Source organism: Acetobacter lovaniensis (genome assembly GCF_014207635.1).
Classification (GTDB): domain Bacteria; phylum Pseudomonadota; class Alphaproteobacteria; order Acetobacterales; family Acetobacteraceae; genus Acetobacter; species Acetobacter lovaniensis.
The window spans coordinates 179746-195585 of sequence record NZ_JACHIE010000003.1 but is presented as its reverse complement, the minus strand read 5'-3'; the positions used below and the strand labels follow the sequence as shown (position 1 = coordinate 195585).

The 15840-nt window shown below is 60.6% G+C and carries 15 protein-coding genes and 1 riboswitch; of the genes, 5 read left to right on the top strand and 10 right to left on the bottom strand.

The annotated features are described in order from the left end of the window. Position 1 precedes the first annotated feature (1 nt). The 5 genes from apaG to HNR55_RS05740 all read right to left on the bottom strand — a co-directional run bounded on the left by apaG (position 2) and on the right by HNR55_RS05740 (position 5270). On the bottom strand, positions 2-472 hold the full coding sequence (gene apaG / locus HNR55_RS05760; protein ID WP_166112598.1) for a Co2+/Mg2+ efflux protein ApaG: 471 nt from the start codon (positions 470-472) through the stop codon (positions 2-4). 227 nt (positions 473-699) lie between these two features. After that, entirely contained in the window at positions 700-1908 is a 1209-nt protein-coding gene (metZ, locus tag HNR55_RS05755; protein ID WP_166112595.1) for an O-succinylhomoserine sulfhydrylase, read from the bottom strand. A 116-nt stretch (positions 1909-2024) separates the two neighbouring features. Beyond that, positions 2025-2104: riboswitch (SAM riboswitch) on the bottom strand. A gap of 106 nt (positions 2105-2210) precedes the next feature. Next, the gene (mutT, locus tag HNR55_RS17175) at positions 2211-3188 is read right to left on the bottom strand and encodes an 8-oxo-dGTP diphosphatase MutT (RefSeq protein WP_166112591.1); all 978 of its coding nucleotides are present in this window, start codon (positions 3186-3188) and stop codon (positions 2211-2213) included. Continuing rightward, complete coding sequence (locus tag HNR55_RS05745; protein WP_179290153.1) at positions 3181-4287, bottom strand: aromatic ring-hydroxylating oxygenase subunit alpha; 1107 nt, start codon at positions 4285-4287, stop codon at positions 3181-3183. Before HNR55_RS05745 ends, mutT begins: the two co-directional genes overlap by 8 nt. Positions 4288-4400: 113 nt before the next feature. Continuing rightward, a complete protein-coding gene (locus tag HNR55_RS05740; RefSeq protein ID WP_166112588.1) occupies positions 4401-5270 on the bottom strand; it encodes an ATP-binding protein in 870 nt (289 codons plus the stop codon). Between the two features lie 130 nt (positions 5271-5400). On the opposite strand from HNR55_RS05740, the gene yajC reads away from it, so the two are divergent. Continuing rightward, on the top strand, positions 5401-5745 hold the full coding sequence (yajC, locus tag HNR55_RS05735; RefSeq protein ID WP_166112586.1) for a preprotein translocase subunit YajC: 345 nt from the start codon (positions 5401-5403) through the stop codon (positions 5743-5745). 23 nt (positions 5746-5768) lie between these two features. Here the strand turns inward: yajC and HNR55_RS05730 are convergent, their stop codons facing one another. After that, positions 5769-8033 carry a primosomal protein N' gene (locus HNR55_RS05730; RefSeq protein WP_166112583.1) on the bottom strand — a complete coding sequence of 755 codons (2265 nt, stop codon included), beginning with the start codon at positions 8031-8033 and terminating at the stop codon, positions 5769-5771. A 105-nt stretch (positions 8034-8138) separates the two neighbouring features. Here HNR55_RS05730 and HNR55_RS05725 point away from each other — a divergent pair, with 105 nt between their 5' ends. The 3 genes from HNR55_RS05725 to HNR55_RS05715 are packed head-to-tail and all read left to right on the top strand — an operon-like array spanning position 8139 to position 11052. Next, on the top strand, positions 8139-9128 hold the full coding sequence (locus HNR55_RS05725; protein ID WP_166112580.1) for a tyrosine recombinase XerC: 990 nt from the start codon (positions 8139-8141) through the stop codon (positions 9126-9128). Positions 9129-9133: 5 nt separating this feature from the next. Next, positions 9134-10099 carry a prolyl aminopeptidase gene (gene pip / locus HNR55_RS05720; RefSeq protein WP_166112578.1) on the top strand — a complete coding sequence of 322 codons (966 nt, stop codon included), beginning with the start codon at positions 9134-9136 and terminating at the stop codon, positions 10097-10099. Beyond that, complete coding sequence (locus HNR55_RS05715; RefSeq protein WP_242005455.1) at positions 10096-11052, top strand: retroviral-like aspartic protease family protein; 957 nt, start codon at positions 10096-10098, stop codon at positions 11050-11052. The genes pip and HNR55_RS05715 overlap by 4 nt, the downstream gene beginning before the upstream one ends. Positions 11053-11161: 109 nt before the next feature. Here the strand turns inward: HNR55_RS05715 and HNR55_RS05710 are convergent, their stop codons facing one another. Then, positions 11162-11653, bottom strand: a complete 492-nt coding sequence (locus HNR55_RS05710) for a hypothetical protein (RefSeq protein WP_166112575.1) — start codon at positions 11651-11653, stop codon at positions 11162-11164. 40 nt (positions 11654-11693) lie between these two features. On the opposite strand from HNR55_RS05710, the gene HNR55_RS05705 reads away from it, so the two are divergent. Then, entirely contained in the window at positions 11694-11921 is a 228-nt protein-coding gene (locus HNR55_RS05705) for a hypothetical protein (RefSeq protein WP_166112572.1), read from the top strand. Here the strand turns inward: HNR55_RS05705 and arfB are convergent. From arfB to groL, 3 genes are all read right to left on the bottom strand, one after another. Beyond that, positions 11901-12323, bottom strand: a complete 423-nt coding sequence (gene arfB, locus HNR55_RS05700; protein WP_166112716.1) for an alternative ribosome rescue aminoacyl-tRNA hydrolase ArfB — start codon at positions 12321-12323, stop codon at positions 11901-11903. The two genes, HNR55_RS05705 and arfB, sit on opposite strands and share 21 nt — an antisense overlap. Before the next feature lie 109 nt (positions 12324-12432). Continuing rightward, entirely contained in the window at positions 12433-13776 is a 1344-nt protein-coding gene (locus tag HNR55_RS05695) for an ammonium transporter (protein ID WP_276509721.1), read from the bottom strand. Between the two features lie 371 nt (positions 13777-14147). Next, positions 14148-15788 (bottom strand): chaperonin GroEL, encoded by a 1641-nt coding sequence (groL, locus tag HNR55_RS05690; protein ID WP_166112566.1) that lies wholly within the window; start codon positions 15786-15788, stop codon positions 14148-14150. Positions 15789-15840: the final 52 nt, after the last annotated feature.

Below are 15840 nucleotides of genomic sequence, written 5' to 3'. Positions count from 1 at the left end.
GTTATTGGAGCTGGTGGTTCTGGAAAGGGCTATCCAGGCTGAAGGCGGGAATGGTCACGTCAAACCGGGTGCGGTCCGTGGTGGCTTGCAGCAGGTAGGACCCGCGCATGAACCCCCCGGGCGTGGAAAGAGACGCGCCAGATGTATATTCGTAAAGCGTGCCGGGCTGGATAACGGGCTGCTCCCCTACAACACCCTGCCCATGCACATGTTCCGTGCGGCCGGATGTGTCGGTAATATGCCAAGTCCGTTCAAGCAGTTGCACCGGCCTGTTGCTGTCGTTGCCAATGCGGATACGGTACACCCAGCAGTAACTGTGCTCTTCCGGCTCGGACTGGTCAGACAGCCAGAAGACCTGCACCAGCACACGAATGCCATCGGTAACGGCTTCGTACACTGGGAGGGGGGAGAACAGTTCGTTCAGAGCTTCTTCCGGGGATTGTGGAAGGGGGGCGACGGCCCAGTCGGCCATGGGTCTCCAGCTCCTGCAAAATGGAAAAGGGTCCGGCCCAGATCAGCCGTTCCGTGTGCTAGGTCCGCATTGGGTGCGAGAGCGTGCCAGTATCATGAACATGGGGGTTGTGCAAAGCTGCATCCAGTAAGGGAGTGCAGGCCATGCCCTTCTGGCACCCCTTTGGCCATGGCTCTTGCCCTAAGGTGGAGGGGGGCAGGCCATGGCCGGGCAGGCGTGTGAGGTGCTTACAGCGCCTTGAGTGCGGCAACGCCGCGCGCCAGATCGTCTATCAGGTCCGCGCTGTCTTCAAGGCCGACGGAAAAGCGGATGGCGCCATCCGTAATGCCAAGGGCTGCGCGTTCTTCGGGGCTGATCTTGGAGTGCGTGGTGGTGGCCGGGTGGGTCACCAGCGAGCGGGAATCCCCCAGATTGTTGGAAATGGCGATCAGTTGCAGAGCGTTCATGAACGCAAAGGCTTCCTTTTGTCCGCCTTCCACTGCAAAGGCGACAAGTGTGCCGTTGCCGCTCATCTGGCGCTGGGTCAGTTCGTACTGCGGGTGGTCCTTGCGGCCGGGGTAGCGCACCAGTTTGATCCCCGGTGCCGATGCCAGATAATCCGCCACCGCGGCTGCATTGCGGGCCATGGCTTCCACACGCAGGGACAGGGTTTCCAGCCCCTTGAGCATGACCCATGCGTTAAAGGGGGAGAGCGCATTGCCGGTGTTGCGCGTAAAGGGCTGGAGGGTTTCGGTTATCCAGTCCTTGCGGCCCAGCACGGCACCACCCAGCACACGGCCCTGACCATCAATGTGCTTGGTACAGGAGTAAACCACCACATCCGCGCCCAGTTCGAGCGGTTTCTGGAAGATGGGGGAGGCAAACACATTGTCCACAACCACAATTGCACCCGCTTTGTGGGCACGCTCGGAAATGGCCGCAATGTCGAGAATATCGAGCATGGGGTTGGAAGGGCTTTCCAGCAGCACCGCATCCGTGGGGACAGACAGGGCTTCGTCCCATTCCGCCAGATTGCCACCATCCACAAACACGGTTTCCACGCCGTAGCGGGGCAGCAGGTGGTTTACAATCCAGTGGCAGGAGCCAAACAGCGCGCGGGAGGCCACAACACGCCCACCCGCCGTAACGTGGGAGAGCAGGGCGGAGGACACAGCCCCCATGCCCGTTGCCGTGGTTATGCATGCCTCGGCTCCTTCCAGATCCGCCAGACGGCGCTCAAGGGCTGCGGTGGTGGGGTTGCCAAAACGGCTGTACTGGTAGTGCTCTACCTCACCTGTAAAGGTTTTGGCAGCCTGTTCGGCGCTATCGTACACAAAGCCTGATGTCAGGAAGAGGGCTTCGCTGGTTTCACCATATTCGGTGCGTTCCAGACCGGCATGGAGCTGGCGTGTGGCAGGACGCCACGCCTTGGAAGGGGATGTCTGGTTATCACTCATGGGACTTGTATCCGGTTCTTTCGTGTCTGATCCATACCGTGGGGCAGGCGCAGGGCGTGCGTCCATCCGCGGGGGTGCATCTCTCAAATTGACCGTGGAAACCATGACGTCGGGTTATGCGCGCCGTCAAAGCCTCTTTAGCGCGTTTCTTTTACCTCGCCGCAAGCCGGCCTAACAAATCACGAGGGAAGGTTTCTTGCAGAAACATTCTACCTTCTGGTTAGTCCCGCTCCTTATCATTCGTCAAGAATGTATTTTAGCGTTTTCCCGCTGCATTCCACAAATCAGAGCTGTGGTTTTGGCTAGAGCAGGGCTTGCAGCAGGGGAATAAACGGCAGATCGGCCTCAGGCATGGCGTAGCTGCGCAGATCAGCCGGGGCAACCCACGCCAGTTTCTGCCCCTCACGCGCGGTGGGGGTGCCATGCCAGCGGCGGCAGAGATACAGCGGCATCAGCAGGTCAAAGCCGGGGTAGGCGTGGGAAGCAAATGTAAAGGGTGCCAGGCATGCGCGCGACATATCCAGCCCCAGTTCCTCATGCAGTTCGCGCACAAGGGCGGCCTCTGGTGTTTCTCCCGCTTCCACCTTGCCGCCGGGGAACTCCCATAGACCGGCCATGCTTTTGCCCTCCGGCCTGCGGGCGAGCAGAATACGGCCCTGTGCATCTATTAACGCGGCGGCGGAAACCAGCACCAGCTTGCGCTGTGTGGTGGTGGGGGCTGTGCTCATGTCCAGATCAGTCCGGTTGGCTTCCATCATGGCAACAGGCAGTTCCGTGCCACGGGCGGTAAACATCTGCCGGTCAGTGCCACAATGGCGGAAGCCTGCGTGTTCAAGAACGCGGATGGAGGCAGGGTTATCCTGTGCTGCCGTTGCGCGCAGGGCGGTAATATCCAGATGGGCCAGTGCCCAACGCGTCATGCGGGTGGCGGCATGGGTGGCAATGCCCTGCCCCCAGTAGGGGCGGCCAACCCAGTAGCCCAGAATACCCACACGCCCCACCTGCGGCATGGTGTGAATGCGCACCCCAATGCAGCCCATAAAAGCCCCATCGGGTGCGGTTATGGCAAAATGATGGCCTTCGCCACTGGCCTGCATCTGGCAGGTGGAGGCGATCCAGCTATCCGCCAGATCCCGGGGGTAGGGGAAGGGCAGGCGGCTGAGCATGCGCACCACCTCCCAGTCATTGACCAGGTGGTGCAGGGTTGTTGCATCATCAGGGTGGAGTGGGCGCAGGCGGCATGGACCCGCATCCAGTAACAGTGGTCCGGTATCAGGCATGAGACTCGCTGGCAGGGGGAATGCCACATTCAACCAGCAAAGCCCGGAGCGCGTTAATTACGGGGAAGACTTCCACATTGTGGTCCCCGCCCAGTTCGCGCCATGCGTTCTGCTCCAGTTCTACAATCTCGCGGTCTTCGGCAAAAATCCGCTCGGTAAACGCAACAAGCAACGGCCATGCCATATCCAGAATACCGGGGATTTTGGGGCGTTTGACCGAGAGCAGGCCAAAGGTCCGGTTGGTCAGTTCATCAGCACTCTGGGGGGTGTACACAATCCACAGGTCCATTACCGGGTCTTCATCCCCGGTCTGGATGCGCAGGGTCTGGTAGGGGTATTCCGTGCGGATGGTCATGACATCGCGGTGCTGGAATTTTTCCGACACGTCACGCCGCTCGCCAAAAATCAGGGCTTCGCCAAAGGGCTGTTTGCCCCCTGTGCGCGCAAAGCTGTAGCGGGCTTCCACCAGACCGGGCTCGCGCTTCTGGCCCAAAAAGCGGGGCTTCATCTGGCCCATCTGTTTGGAGTGCATGAACTGGTGGTTCATATCCATCAGGTTTTCATGCATGAAGCTGTAGTGGCAGCCAACGGTGCGGCCAAAATAGCGGGTTTTGTAGGCGGGGCTATCCGCCCTTGCCAACTGCGGGGCCAAGGGCACGCTATCGGCTTTTTCCGGGTCGCCGGGAAAAACAAAGATCATGCCGTTCTGTTCGCGGCAGGGGTAGGTACGTACCCCGTTGGGCAGCTTGCCCTTGCCCAGATAAGGTACGTCAATGCACCGGCCGGAGCGGCCATAGGCCCAGCCGTGGTAGCAGCATTTGACCGAACTGCCCGCAACAACCCCTTTGCTGAGCGGCACCTGCCGGTGGGCGCAGCGGTCTTCCAGCGCAAAAATGGGGCCGTCCACCGGGCGCACTAATGCTATGGGCTGGCCAGCATAACGTGTGCCTATGGTTTTTCCGGGTTTGAGTTCGCGCGACCATGCAACCGGGTACCAGTAGTCCGGGTTGGAGCGTACCCTGCGTATGTCCGTTGTGTTCGGGCGTGTTTCGGCCCCAAAGGACGTATCATCAGAATTGGGCGGTACTGTCTGGTTCATGTCGCCTCGAATCAGGGGAACCCCCACGGCATCGGGCCGATGCCGCCATTTGCGAACGCTATCTCAACTCATACCCATGTGGGATGCAAGACCATTGGGTCCGGTTGCGCAAATTAATGCGCCGCCAGCTCGGCTGTCAGGGCCTCTATGAACTGGTATGCCACACGGCCCGAGCGGCTGCCACGGGTAATGGCCCATTCATTGGCGCGGGCCAGCAGCACATCGGTGGAAATGGGCAGGTTGCGCGCCTGAGCATAGGTCTGGACCATATCGGTATAGGTATCCTGTTCGCAGGCATGGAAGCCAAGCCACAGGCCAAACCGGTCGGAGAGGGAGACTTTTTCTTCCGTGGCTTCGGAGGGGTTGATGGCGGTTGAGCGCTCGTTTTCTATCATGTCACGCGGCATCAGGTGGCGGCGGTTGGATGTGGCGTAGAACAGAACATTCTCCGGCCGCCCGGCAATACCGCCATCCAGCACGGATTTGAGGGCCTTGTAATCCCGGTCTTCTTTTTCAAACGACAGGTCATCGCAGAACAGAATGAAGCGGCGGTGGTTCTCACGCAGCAGGCTGAGCAGCAGGGGCAGGCTTGTCAGGTCCTCACGCTGGATTTCTATGAGTGCTACCAGCCCCTTGCCCGGCGTGCAGGGTTTGCCGTCCACCTGGTTGACCAGCGCATGCGCCCCCTTGACCAGCGAGGACTTGCCCATACCGCGTGCCCCCCACAGCATGGCGTTGTTGGCGGGCAGGCCGTGGGCAAAATGGCGCGTGTTTTCCAGCAGAATGCGCCGTTGCAGGTCTATGCCCTGCAACAGGTCCACGCTGACATGGGCCACATGGGGGATGGGCAGCAGCCGCCCGCGTTCTGGCAGCCAGACAAAAGCATCCGCCGTATCCACCCCTTCCAGCGTCGCGGGGGGAGGGGAAAGGCGCTCCAGAGCCGCGGCAATACGGTCCAATGCTGGCAGCAGGGTCTGGTTCATCGGCTTTTATTCCTTATTAATGGTCTTTCTGGCGGTCTTTCGTCAGCATGGGAGCTTGACGCGGGAGGATTGAAAATTATGGTCACTTCTTCTGTTTTCGCAACCAGCCATTGTTGAAGGTCTGTACCTTATGTCCAATTTTCTTATCCCCGCTGCTTACGCCCAGACAGCCGGAGGCTCTGGCGGTGCTTCGGGCATTCTGTCCTTTTTGCCGTTCGTGGCTGTTTTTGCCATCATGTACTTTCTGCTCATCCGCCCCCAGCAGCAGCGCCAGAAGCAGCTTAAATCCGAGCTTAAGGCCCTGCGCCGTGGCGACCGGATTGTAACAGCCGGTGGTGTGATCGGTGTTGTGCAGCGCACCAGAGAAGAGTCGAACGAAGTGGAAGTGGAAATCGCACCCAACGTGCGCGTTATGGTCATGCGGGAAACCATTTCCACCGTGCTGACCAGCACAGCCAAACCCGCCAACGACTAAACCCCAGCCGGGGCTGGTTACCGTTACAGGAACGAGACGGGGTCTATATCCACCTCAACGCGTACGTGCCTGTCCAGTGGAACCAGCCCCAGCCAGCGGTGCAGAATAGGTTGCACCGCAATGCTGCGCCATGTGCGGAGCAGCAGCCGGCGGCGGTGCCGTCCGCGCAGGATGGCCAGCGGGGCCGGAGATGGCCCCAGGACCTGAATCCCCTCCCCATAGGGGGCGGTGCGGCCAAAGCGGGCTGCGGCATCATCCGCCGCCTGAGGCGTATCTGCGCTGATGATCAACGCCGCCAGCCGCCCATAAGGCGGCCAGAAGCCGGGGCGGCGCTGTTCGGCCTCCTGCTCCATGAACTGGTCAAAATCGCCCGAAAGCAGGGCCTGCATAACCGGGTGTTCGGGCGTGTAGCTTTGCAGCACCACGCGCCCCGGTGCGCTGGCGCGGCCCGCGCGGCCTGCAACCTGATGCAGAAGCTGGATCGTGCGCTCCCCGGCCCGCAGGTCCGCCCCCCCAAGCCCCAGATCGGCATCCACAATGCCAACCAGTGTCAGATGGGGGAAGTGCCAGCCCTTGGCCACAATCTGGGTGCCAATAATCAGGTCCACTTCACGGCGGGCAATTCTGGCAACCGCTTCTGCGGTGGCGGCAGGCCCCCCAAGCGTATCGCTCGACATGACAAGAATACGCGCATCGGGGAAGCTCTGGCGGGCCTCCTCGGTTATGCGCTCAATCCCCGGGCCAATGGCGGTCAGGCTGTGTTCGGTTTTGCAGTTCGGGCATACGGGGGGCATGGGCTCCGTATGGTCGCAGTAGTGGCAGCTCAGCACCTGCCGGTTTCGGTGTTCCACCAGCCATGCGGTGCAGTGCGGGCATTCCATGCGGTGGCCACAGGTGCGGCACAGCGTAAGGGGGGCGTACCCCCGGCGGTTAAGGAACAGCATGGCCTGCTCCTCCCGCCCTAATGTGGCGGCGATGTCTTCCACCAGTCTGGGGGAGAGGAACAGCCCGCGTTCAGGCGGGGCCTCCCGCATGTCCAGCAGGTGGGTTTGCGGCAGGGATGCGCCGCCGTGGCGGGTGGGCAGCACAAGGCGCTGGTAGCGCCCGGCCTGTGCATTGGCCAGAGTTTCCAGGCTGGGGGTGGCGGACACCACCACAGCCGCAAACCCCGCCAGCCTTGCACGCACCACCGCCATGTCCCGCGCGTTGTAGATCACGCCTTCTTCCTGCTTGAACAGAGATTCGTGCTCTTCATCCACAATAATCAGGCCGAGGTTGCAAAAAGGCAGGAACAGCGCCGAGCGCGCGCCCACAACCACCGTGGCGGACCCATCGGCCGCTCCCAGCCAGGTCTGGCGGCGGGCCTTCTGCCCGATTTCGGAGTGCCAGACAGCGGGGCGTACGCCAAAGCGGCGGGTAAACCGGTCCATCCACTGGGCGGACAGAGCAATTTCAGGCAGGAGCACAAGGGCCTGCTGCCCCTGTTCCAGACAGGCGGCTATGGCTTCGAGGTAGATTTCGGTCTTGCCCGAGCCTGTTACCCCTTCGAGCAGGGTTACGGAAAATTTTTTGTCCTGCACGCTGTGGCGCAGGGCTGTAGCGGCTTCTTTTTGCGCTCCTTCCAGCACAGGCGGGTGGTGCAGCGGGTCGGGCTGGGCAAAGGGGCTGGCAGGTTCAAGCAGGACCGGGCGGAGTGCTCCTGCATCTGCCAGCCCTTTGACCACGCCAGCACTGACCTCTGCCGCACTGGCAATATCGGTTGTGGTGCGGGAGCTGCCATCCGCCATAAGGGCCAGCACCTTCTGCCGTGCGGGAGTTATGCGCAGTGCTTCCGGCGGGGTGGGGGGAGCGATCCAGCCCATGGCGGGGGCAGGCGTGGCTCCTTTCATGTGCAGGCGCAGGGTCATGGCCAGCACCATGCCGGGGGGGGAGAGCGTATAGGCGGCCACCCAGTCCACAAACCGGCGGAGTTCGGCATTAAGTGGGGGAAGCTCCAGCCGTTCGGCCACGGCGCGTAGGCGGTTATCAGCCACTGTTTTGGTGGGCGTGGGGTGGGCAAGGTCTGGTGGCAGGGTGGTGTGTGTGTCCCAGACCACGCCGGTCTGGCGGCGGTTGCCCAAGGGTACGCTCACAATATCGCCCGGCTTGAGCGCCATGCTGGCAGGGGCTTTGTAGTCAAATGGGCCAGTAAACGGCATGGGCAGCAGGACGGGCACGCGCAGCCCACCCGTTGCGGGCTGGTCCGCGCCGGAGGCATGCGTAGAAGAAGGGGGAGGAGCCACTGCCATGCCCTTATGTTTAAGCGCGCAGCAGCGCAAAGAACAGGGGTTGTCTGTTGGGATTTTTGCCCGAACGTAGGATAGAAGGGAGCAGAAGGCAGGAGGCACATGGGCATGACGGCCGAAGACGCAGTGCAAAAATTTCTGGCATGGATGGCGGTGGAAAAACGGGCCTCCCTTTTGACCATAGATGCCTATCGGGGGGATCTGGCCCGTTTTCTGGCTTTTATGACCACACATCTGGGTAGGCCACCGGCCATGAGCGGGCTGGCCAGCATAACCCTGCGCGACCTCCGGGCATGGCTTGCGCATGAGATGGCACAGGCGCAGGAGCAGGCCAGCCGCCCCCATGCGCGTCGGAGCACGCCAGACCAGGCTGCCCGCACCCGAGCGCGCCGGGTTTCTGCCCTGCGGTCATTTTTTAAATATCTGGCACGTAGGGAAGGGGTGGAGAATCCGGCGGTCTCGCTGTTACGCCTGCCCCGTACCAAAAAAACACTGCCCCGCCCTCTGGCGCGCGAAGATGCACTGGCCGCCCCGGATGATATTGCCAGTATGGCCCTCACCCCCATGGAGGAGCAGCGGAACGCCGCCCTGTTCCTGCTGCTATATGGCTGTGGGCTACGGATTTCTGAAGCACTGAACCTGAATATTGCTGACCTGCACACCATGGAAGGCAGTGGCGTCCTGCGTATTCACGGCAAAGGGGGCAAGGAGCGGCTGGTGCCCGTGCTCCCTGCCGTGTGCAGGGCGCTGGAAGCATGGCGCAAGCGCCACCCAGCCCCCGCGCCGGACAGCCCGTTATTTGTCGGGGTTCGTGGGGGGCGCCTGCAACCCGCGATTGCCCAGAAGGCCATGCGGGAATGGCGGGTCAGCAACGGGCTGCCCGAGCACGTAACCCCCCATGCCCTGCGCCATTCCTTTGCCACCCATTTAATGGAGGGGGGGGCGGACCTGCGCGTTATTCAGGAACTGCTGGGCCATGCCAGCCTGTCCACAACACAACGTTACACACTGGCGGATGAGGCACGGCTGCTGGATGTCTGGACGCGTGCGCATCCACGTGCGCAAATGGAGCATAACGCCCATAAAAAAGAAGGTTGAGGGTTATGATCACCACAGCACACCGCACCCCGTGGCCGGAAATAGAACCCTACGCGCAGGGGTATCTGGATACGGGGGAGGGGCATCAGGTTTACTGGGAGCAGTGTGGTAACCCCGATGGTATTCCGGTTGTGTTCCTGCATGGTGGGCCCGGTGGTGGGTGTTCGGCTGCGCAACGCCAGATGTTTGACCCAGCCCGCTACCGCATTGTGCTGTTTGACCAGCGCGGGTGTGGGCGCTCGCGCCCGCATGCCTCGCTTGAGGCCAATACAACATGGCATCTGGTGGCCGATATTGAACGCCTGCGGACCCTGTTCGGGCTGGAAAAATGGGCTGTTTTTGGCGGATCATGGGGGTCTACGCTGGCTCTGGCCTACGCCCAGACCCACCCCGAGCGCGTGACCGCTCTTATGCTGCGCGGCATTTTTACCCTGCGTAAGGCCGAACTGCTCTGGTATTATCAGGAAGGGGCATCCTGGCTGTTCCCCGATAAATGGGAGGATTTTGTAGCCCCCATCCCCCCCGAAGAGCGGGGAGACATGATGGGTGCCTATCGCAAGCGCCTGATTTCGGATAATGTGGAAGAGCGGCTGGCCGCCGCGCGGGCGTGGAGCCTGTGGGAAGGGCGAACCCTGACCCTGCTCCCCTGCCCGGAAATGGAACACCAGCATGATGAGGCCGATTACGCACTGGCCTTCTCACGCATAGAAAACCATTACTTTGTTCACGGCGGCTGGCTTGAGGAAGGTCAGCTTATCGCCAATGTGGCGCGTATCCGCCATATTCCCACCGTGATCGTGCAGGGGCGCTACGATATGGCAACCCCGGTGCGCACGGCATGGGACCTGCACAGGGCATGGCCCGAGGCGGATTTTCAGCTTGTCGATGCCGCAGGCCACGCCCTGTTTGAACCCGGTATTCTTACCGCGCTGCTCAACGCCACGGACCGTTTTGCACAGGAACTGGCATGACACATCGGCACGGCAGGCAGAAGAACCTGCGGGGGTGGCGGCACTGTGCCACCGCTGCGGCTGTTGTTGTGGGCATGGGGGCGGGGGCCCATGCCGCCAGTGCCCAGTCCTGCCATAAGCTGATGGCGCGTGTGGCCTTGCGCAATGATCTGGGTTTTTTGAATAGTCCGGTCAGCCTGAACGGCCACGCCGTACGCATGATTGTGGATACAGGCTCGGAAGGGAGCCTGCTCTCGCCCGAAGCTGCAGCCCTGTTTGATACGCAACTGGACCGCTCCATGCACACGATGGTGCATGGCACGGGTGGTGTGGGGCGTATTGTGCCCAATGCGGTGGTGCGGTCCTTTAAAATGGGAGGGCTGGAGTTTGGCCCTGTCTCCATTCCCGTGGATGCGCTGCCTGCTGTGCCACGCACGGAACCAGCGGTGGAAGGGCTGGTGGGGGGGGACCTGCTCTCACGCTATGATGTGGAGTTTGATGTCGCACAGGGCACGCTCTCCTTCTGGTCCGCAAGCGTGCCCGGCTGTTCCGGGCCGGAGGGGTGGCGCTACATCTACCGTGCGGTTCCGTTGCAGAATGCAGGAGAGCGGGTTATTGCGCGTGTGGAACTGGATGGCCATGCCCTGCAGGCGCTGGTGGATAGTGGGGCGCGCTCGTGCATTGTCTCAACTCAGGCGGCGGAGCGTATGGGCGTGAGCCAGCCCATGCTGGCCACCGACCCCGGCGGGCTGACAACCGGCGTGGATGGCCACCAGCAAACCTACCACTGGCATAAATTTGGCATGATGCAGATTGGACAGGAGCAGGAAAAATCCCCCGTGCTCACAGTCGCTCCCGTGCAGGACACGGTAGATATGCTACTGGGTGCGGACTGGTTTGCCGCCCATAGGGTATGGATTTCATACCGCACGCATATGCTCTACGTTATGCCCGCAACAGGGCGTACCCGCTAGAGCCCGGTCGGGCGTCGATCATCAGAGGTGTTGATAGGGCAGCCTGTTATAGGCCACCGTCAGTGTTGGAGAGGCTTCCCTCCCCAACACTGAACGGAGTTTGGGGGCGTTATTCGCCCTTGAGGCGTTTGTTGCAGACGCTGTAATAGCCGCCGCCTTTTTCAATCCACTTCAGCCCGCCATTGGCGTTGCTGGCCTTATTGGCGTTGTACTGGTCAAGGCAGGTCTGCATACGGGCCTTGCCAGCGCTGAGTTTGGCGTATTGTGGCGCAACTGCGGTAGGCAGGGTTGCGTTGGTGGGGGCGGCTTCCGTGGCGGCTACGCTTTTGGCAGGTTTGGGCGCTTCAGCACTGGCAGGTGTTGCCGGTGTGGTAGCCGGTGCCGGGGCTTTGGGGGCGGCATTTGCCGGAGTGGTGGCAATATCGCACGAACTGGCCTTGAATTCCGTGAAGGACTGGCCCTTGAGCGTGTTGGCGGTTTTGGCCTCCTTGAACTTCTCGTGGCACTCCTTCACCGTCATGGCGTGGGCGCTGGGGAGGGAAAGGGCTGTGGCACAGCCAAGCAGCAAAGCGGCCAGTCCGGTGCGGGCTACAACAGTCATAATAGACCTCATGCAAGGAGGATAATAGAGCGGCAGCCCCATGCTGCCAGCATTCTACCAATATCATGAAAAATCATGCGCAAGAAATACAAGCCTGAGGCTTTTTACACGCAGCAGAAAATTAATATCAGAATATGCTGATGCTGATGCTGATGCTGATGCTGATGCTGATGCTGATGCTGATGCTGATGCTGATGCTGATGCAGGTAGTTCGTGTTCGGCGGGCTTGCCCACCCAGAGTGTGCGTCTAGTCCTCACACCGGGCTGAGCGGGTGCGCTTTATGCTGGCGCGGTGGGCTTTACCGTCCAGCCTGCGCTGGCGTGCGGCCCGGCCCGGGCGCGTGGCAACCCTGAAGGCAGGGCGGTGGGCGGCCTCGCGGATCAGGGCTACCAGCCGTTCTATGGCATCCTCACGGTTGCGTATCTGTGTTCTGAAGCGCCGGGCGGTTATGACAATAACGCCTTCCCGTGTCGCGCGGGTCCCAGCCAGTTCCAATAGCCGCACACGGACCCGCTCGGGGAGGGAAGGGGAGCGTGCGGCATCAAAGCGTAATTGCGCAGCCGTTGCGACCTTGTTCACGTTCTGCCCGCCGGGGCCGGATGCCAGAATATAACTGACCTCCAGCTCGGATTCAGGCAGGGAAAGTGCGGGAAGGATCGGAATGGCCATAGGCGGGGCATAGCATGGTTTGCCTGCCGGTGTGTGCCCCCACCCATAAAAAAAGCCCCCATGCCAGAGCATGGAGGCTTTTTGCCCAAAAGGCGGAGGGGTTAACGGATCAGTTGTTAATCCGCTCACCATGCAGGGACATATCCAGCCCTTCCAGTTCCTGATCCGCGGTTACGCGCAGACCCATGACCAGATCAATCGCCTTGAGGATGATGAAGGAGGCAAAGGCGCACCAGACAATGGTCACCAGCACTGCTTCGCCCTGCACAATAAGCTGGTGCAGGGAGCCAGTAACACCCGTAGGGTTGGCATCGTTCGCGGAAAGCGGACCATAGGCCAGCACACCGGTCAGCAGCGCGCCAACAATGCCGCCCACACCATGCACGCCAAAGGCATCCAGGCTGTCGTCATACCCCATCATGTGTTTGAGGGATGTGGCGCCCCAGTAGCAGACAACGCCGGTGATCAGACCAATAACCAGAGCGCTACCCGGCAGCACAAAGCCTGCTGCGGGGGTAATGGCGACCAGACCGCCAACAGCGCCGGAGATTACGCCCAGAACAGTCGGTTTGCCCGAACGCAGCCATTCCGCCAGCATCCACGATACGCCAGCACCAGCGGCGGCAATCTGCGTTGCAGCCATGGCCATGCCTGCACGGCCGTTGGCACCAACAGCGGAGCCTGCGTTAAAGCCGAACCAGCCAACCCACAGCAGGGCAGCACCAATGACGGCATAGGTCAGGTTGAAGGGAGAAAGATCGTCCTGCCCGTAACCTTTGCGGCGGCCGAGCACCAGAGCGCAGACCAGACCGGCAACACCGGCGTTGATATGGACAACCGTACCACCTGCAAAGTCAGCCGTACCAAGGCCAGCCAGCCAGCCGATCGGGCTCCAGACCCAGTGTGCAATGGGGGCATACACGACCAGAGACCACAGGATGGAGAACACGCACATGGCGCTGAACTTCATGCGTTCCGCGTAAGCGCCGCAGATCAGCGCGGGGGTGATGATGGCAAAGGTCATCTGGAACATCATGAAGATGCTCTCAGGAATGGTCATGGTGGTGGCGTTGGGGCTATCCGCACCCAGTGTAAAGCCAACATCCGCACCATTATGGATATGCGCGCCAATACCGTTGAGCAGCACGCGGGAGAAGCCACCAATCCACGGCGACCCGGTTGTAAAGGCGAGGGAATACCCCGCGACCATCCATACGATGGACATGATGCAACACAGGGCAAAGGACTGCATGAGCGTTGCCAGCACGTTTTTCTTACGCACCATGCCGGCATAAAACAGGGCAAGACCGGGGATGGTCATCATAAGCACCAGTGCGGTGCTGGTGAGCATCCATGCCGTATCCCCCGTGTCTATGGGGGGGGGGGCCGCATCTGCGGCATAAGCCTGGGAGCAGCCGAGGGCTGCTACAAGACAGGCCGACAGAACAGCCATGGTCTTGCGAATAACTGGACCTCTCGCCGGATTGACAGCTTGGAAGGGTCGCGCTGACATGATGATGCGTTCTCCTTAAAATACGCAGCCATTGACGCTCGCCAGATTCGTGTAAGGAGCGATGGGCCTAATCTTATTGTATCTATTCCGGAATGACCGGGGTGGCAATCCAGTTTGATACCGAATTGTTTCACAATCTGATTTATGGCTGGAAAAAGCCACAAAAAAAGAGGCCGCTACGGTGTCCAGCTCAAATAAAAAAGGGCGTGCAAACCATAATGGCCTGCACGCCCTTATACCTGTTCCGGGGGATAACGGAGGCACTGGACGGGCCAGTACCTCCAAAACCCTTAAAAACCGGTTTGGGTAACTTAGAAGTCCATGCCACCCATGCCGCCCATGTCAGGACCGCCAGCAGGGGCTGCCTTCTTTTCGGGGCGTTCTGCAACCATGGCTTCCGTGGTGATCAGCAGGCCAGCAACGGATGCTGCATCCTGCAGAGCGGTACGGACAACCTTGGCCGGGTCAATAATACCGGCTTCAACCAGGTTCTTGTATTCGCCAGCCTGTGCGTCGAACCCGAAGTTGTAGTCTTCGCTTTCGAGTACCTTGTTGGCAACCACGGCACCGTCTTCACCCGCGTTCAGGGCGATCTGGCGCAGGGGAGCCTGCAGGGCGCTGAGGATGATGTTGCCACCAACGCGCTGGTCGTCATTGTGGTAGTGCAGGTGGGCCAGAGCCTTGGTTGCACGGGCCAGAGCCGTACCACCACCGGGAACAATGCCTTCTTCAACTGCTGCGCGGGTTGCGTGCAGGGCGTCGTCCACGCGGTCCTTGCGTTCCTTCACTTCGATTTCCGTGGAGCCGCCAACGCGGATCACGGCAACACCGCCAGCCAGTTTGGCCAGACGTTCCTGCAGCTTTTCACGGTCGTAGTCAGAGGAGGTTTCCTCGATCTGCGCACGGATCTGCTTGACGCGGCCCTTGATGTCGTCGCCGTTGCCAGCACCGTCAACAATGGTCGTGTTTTCTTTGTCGATGTGAACCTTCTTGGCGGTGCCAAGCATGTTCAGCGTAACCGTTTCGAGCTTGATGCCGAGGTCTTCGCTGATAACCTGACCACCGGTCAGGATGGCGATGTCTTCCAGCATAGCCTTGCGGCGGTCACCGAAGCCAGGAGCCTTGACAGCAGCAATCTTGAGGCCACCGCGCAGCTTGTTGACAACCAGGGTTGCCAGCGCTTCGCCATCAACATCTTCCGCAATGATCAGCAGCGGACGGCCGGACTGAACAACGGATTCCAGCAGCGGCAGGATCGGCTGAAGAGAAGAGAGCTTCTTTTCATGGATCAGGATGTAGGGGTTTTCCAGATCGGCCGTCATCTTTTCCGGGTTCGTCACGAAGTACGGAGAGATGTAGCCACGGTCGAACTGCATGCCTTCAACCACGTCCAGTTCGGTCTGGAAGTGCTTGGCTTCTTCAACGGTGATAACGCCTTCGGAGCCAACTTTCTGCATGGCTTCGGAGATCATCTTGCCGATTTCGGATTCACCGTTGGCAGAGATGGTGCCGACCTGAGCAGTTTCCGCCGGGGTGGTAACCTTTTTGGCGTTCTTCTTCAGCTCTTCAACAACCACGGCAACGGCTTTGTCCACACCGCGCTTGAGGTCCATCGGGTTCATGCCAGCGGCAACGGCCTTCAGGCCTTCGCGCACAATGGCCTGAGCCAGAACGGTTGCAGTGGTCGTGCCGTCACCCGCAACGTCGTTGGTCTTGGATGCCACTTCGCGCAGCATCTGTGCGCCCATGTTTTCGAACTTGTCAGCCAGTTCGATTTCCTTGGCGACGGAAACGCCGTCCTTGGTGATGCGGGGTGCGCCGAAGCTCTTGTCCAGAACAACGTTACGGCCTTTGGGGCCCAGCGTTACCTTTACGGCATCAGCCAGAATGTCCACACCGCGCAGCATGCGCTGGCGTGCGTCTGCACCAAACTTTACGTCTTTGGCAGCCATTGAATTTCTCCTGTGAAGATCTTTTGTAAGTTTACGGTCGGATCAGTGCGGA

Excerpts from the sequence above, each read along its gene's own strand:
- apaG (WP_166112598.1), bottom strand. The coding sequence starts at position 472 with ATGGCCGACTGGGCCGTCGCCCCCCTTCCACAATCCCCGGAAGAAGCT.
- metZ (WP_166112595.1), bottom strand. The coding sequence starts at position 1,908 with ATGAGTGATAACCAGACATCCCCTTCCAAGGCGTGGCGTCCTGCCACA.
- mutT (WP_166112591.1), bottom strand. The coding sequence starts at position 3,188 with ATGCCTGATACCGGACCACTGTTACTGGATGCGGGTCCATGCCGCCTG.
- HNR55_RS05745 (WP_179290153.1), bottom strand. The coding sequence starts at position 4,287 with ATGAACCAGACAGTACCGCCCAATTCTGATGATACGTCCTTTGGGGCC.
- HNR55_RS05740 (WP_166112588.1), bottom strand. The coding sequence starts at position 5,270 with ATGAACCAGACCCTGCTGCCAGCATTGGACCGTATTGCCGCGGCTCTG.
- yajC (WP_166112586.1), top strand. The coding sequence starts at position 5,401 with ATGTCCAATTTTCTTATCCCCGCTGCTTACGCCCAGACAGCCGGAGGC.
- HNR55_RS05730 (WP_166112583.1), bottom strand. The coding sequence starts at position 8,033 with ATGGCAGTGGCTCCTCCCCCTTCTTCTACGCATGCCTCCGGCGCGGAC.
- HNR55_RS05725 (WP_166112580.1), top strand. The coding sequence starts at position 8,139 with ATGACGGCCGAAGACGCAGTGCAAAAATTTCTGGCATGGATGGCGGTG.
- pip (WP_166112578.1), top strand. The coding sequence starts at position 9,134 with ATGATCACCACAGCACACCGCACCCCGTGGCCGGAAATAGAACCCTAC.
- HNR55_RS05715 (WP_242005455.1), top strand. The coding sequence starts at position 10,096 with ATGACACATCGGCACGGCAGGCAGAAGAACCTGCGGGGGTGGCGGCAC.
- HNR55_RS05710 (WP_166112575.1), bottom strand. The coding sequence starts at position 11,653 with ATGACTGTTGTAGCCCGCACCGGACTGGCCGCTTTGCTGCTTGGCTGT.
- HNR55_RS05705 (WP_166112572.1), top strand. The coding sequence starts at position 11,694 with ATGCTGCCAGCATTCTACCAATATCATGAAAAATCATGCGCAAGAAAT.
- arfB (WP_166112716.1), bottom strand. The coding sequence starts at position 12,323 with ATGGCCATTCCGATCCTTCCCGCACTTTCCCTGCCTGAATCCGAGCTG.
- HNR55_RS05695 (WP_276509721.1), bottom strand. The coding sequence starts at position 13,776 with ATGGCTGTTCTGTCGGCCTGTCTTGTAGCAGCCCTCGGCTGCTCCCAG.
- groL (WP_166112566.1), bottom strand. The coding sequence starts at position 15,788 with ATGGCTGCCAAAGACGTAAAGTTTGGTGCAGACGCACGCCAGCGCATG.